5 protein-coding genes are annotated in these 2,151 nt (G+C 41.5%); 1 reads left to right on the top strand and 4 read right to left on the bottom strand.

What is annotated here, in order from left to right; genetic code table 11:
- From BSG1_RS19155 to BSG1_RS19150, 3 genes are all read right to left on the bottom strand, one after another.
- A partial coding sequence (locus tag BSG1_RS19155) for a PTS sugar transporter subunit IIC (protein ID WP_006838892.1) occupies positions 1 to 394 on the bottom strand: 394 nt, incomplete at its 3' end.
- Between the two features lie 185 nt (positions 395 to 579).
- On the bottom strand, positions 580 to 723 hold the full coding sequence (locus BSG1_RS21025) for a hypothetical protein (protein ID WP_006838891.1): 144 nt from the start codon (positions 721 to 723) through the stop codon (positions 580 to 582).
- The gene (locus BSG1_RS19150) at positions 720 to 1,094 is read right to left on the bottom strand and encodes a hypothetical protein (RefSeq protein WP_006838890.1); all 375 of its coding nucleotides are present in this window, start codon (positions 1,092 to 1,094) and stop codon (positions 720 to 722) included. Before BSG1_RS19150 ends, BSG1_RS21025 begins: the two co-directional genes overlap by 4 nt.
- A 180-nt stretch (positions 1,095 to 1,274) precedes the next feature.
- On the opposite strand from BSG1_RS19150, the gene BSG1_RS19145 reads away from it, so the two are divergent.
- Positions 1,275 to 1,721 (top strand): YtoQ family protein, encoded by a 447-nt coding sequence (locus BSG1_RS19145; RefSeq protein WP_006838889.1) that lies wholly within the window; start codon positions 1,275 to 1,277, stop codon positions 1,719 to 1,721.
- Between the two features lie 122 nt (positions 1,722 to 1,843).
- Here BSG1_RS19145 and BSG1_RS19140 read toward each other — a convergent pair.
- Positions 1,844 to 2,151: DUF84 family protein (locus BSG1_RS19140; protein ID WP_044023202.1), on the bottom strand; the 308-nt coding region annotated here is incomplete at its 5' end.

Below are 2,151 nucleotides of genomic sequence, written 5' to 3'. Positions count from 1 at the left end.
GCTGCATCGTGACCAGCGGTGTGACGATAATATCAATTTTCGTGGTCTTGCTGACAAGCTTACCTATTTCTGTAGAAAGGACTGCTGCTACATAAGCTCCTGCCGGTCCTCCCAATGCGGCCCCAGCTGCACCGGTCACAACACCTGCAAACAGGACCAGGGGAGGAGCACCTAATCCATAGGCAATCGCTGCTCCAATAGCAGGGCCCATCAAGCTGATTGCCAGACCTCCCATTTCTACAAAAAAGCTAAATCCAAGTTGCTGCCCTATTGTTTTAATAATAAGTCCAATAATTAAGGATGAGAACAAACCAAGTGCCATAAAAGACAGGGCATCGATAAAATAAACCTTTGCAGAAGGATTGACTCCCTGTTTCTTCATAAATTCTTTCATGGTTGGCCTCCTTTTTCTTTTTGATATGCAAAACAGAACCATTTACTAGTGTAAAGACACATGTCGTAAATGTCCACTAAAAAATTTCTCCTCTTCCTTTGTCTTCCCTTAAATTCTGTTTATATGAACTTATTTTTCACAAAACAAAAACGCCTGGTCAATGACCAAGCGAATAATAAGAAGGATTATTTATTTTTAACAGAAGATACGACTTCCATCATGAATTCACTGTCGGCTACGAGATCATCCTTCACAGATTGTGTCGTCATTTTGATGCCGCCTATGCCAGTGGTCAATTCAAATTGATCCTTTTCCACTTCGCGGATCACAAAAAAACCAAACCTTTCTTCATCTGAAAAGGTTTCTTGTTTAATGATCTCGGCATCATCTTGTACAGCGAGTTCATATAGGTGTTCATTGTCGGCAGTAACGTTCTGATTATAAATAAAATATAAGTATTATTACCATCTTCAATAATGACATTATTAGCGTTTTTTTCTTTGATTGTTGCACCAGAAGGGAGATGAAACTGGAAATTTTCAGTCTCTTCTTTTGCATCTTCGACAGGACTTTCAAATGTTTCTCTAACAGCTTCCACTGCTTCTTCCTGACTTTCTTCCAGTGTTGCACTGTTGCTGCATCCTGCTGTCAAAACAAATAGAAGAATGACAAAAAGTTTGAATATGATTGGCTTGGACATCCACATCACTCCTTATCTAGCAATAGTTCTTTTCTATCATACCCCTCAAAAAGCACTATTGACAACCCTCTATTTATTAATATTCCCCATTTTTCGACAAGTCATGAGAGCCTTTCCATTCGTTTGCGGTTTCTATTCATGATAAAATAAAACAAATTGATCTTGAGGAGGTAGTACATAGTGGAATTAACGGTGTACTTAGCTGGAGAAATTCATAGTGACTGGAGAAATGAAATTAAAAGCAAGGCTCAGGCTTTGCAGCTGCCCCTTTCATTTGTCGGTCCGATGGAAAACCATGATCGCTCCGATAATATCGGCGAAGAAATCCTGGGCGAACAGCCCGATGCCGTCTTTAAGGATGATGCAGCGTCCGATTTTAACAATTTGCGTACAGAGGTTTTGATGCAGAAGGCTGATTTGGTCATTGCTTTATTTGGTGAAAAGTATAAACAATGGAACACCGCAATGGACGCAAGTGCTGCAATCGTTAAAGGAAAGCCGCTGATCTTGATCCGTCCCAAAGAGCTTCACCACCCTCTCAAAGAATTGTCGAACAAAGCCAACGTTACGGTTGAAACGGTAAACCAGGCCCTGAAAGCATTATCCTACATTTTTGATGAGAAGTAACAAAAAAAAGGAAGCATCCCAGCTTCCTTTTTTCGTTTTATTGTAACTTCCGATATCGATCAGCAAGAATTGCGTCAAACTATTTTATCAAAACAGGAAACTCGTTCCCTAAGGCATCTCTTTTAACTTCCACTTGCCGTTCTCCTGAAATTCCACTGCCCCACCAGCAATTTAACGGTGTGTTTGAACATTTGATCCCGGTTGACAGCCCCTTTTGTAAAGATACCCATCGCCCCTTCATGCTGACGGATTCCTTCACTCTGGCAGTAATCATCCATGACCGGACCCAATTCTTCACCCTTCAGCAGTCTTTTCGCAATGGCATCTGGCAGAAGAATCCTGGCACCGCCTGCTATGATTGGTTGCTCTCCTTTTTCAGCAAGGGCTCCCCAGTTACAAAGGAAAAGTCCGTTTTCGGTTGAGACCACTC

The organism is Bacillus sp. SG-1, assembly GCF_000181495.1.
Taxonomy (GTDB): Bacteria; Bacillota; Bacilli; order Bacillales; family Bacillaceae_B; genus Rossellomorea.
The sequence above is the reverse complement of the archived record's forward strand: the minus strand, read 5'-3'. Positions and strand labels throughout refer to the sequence as shown.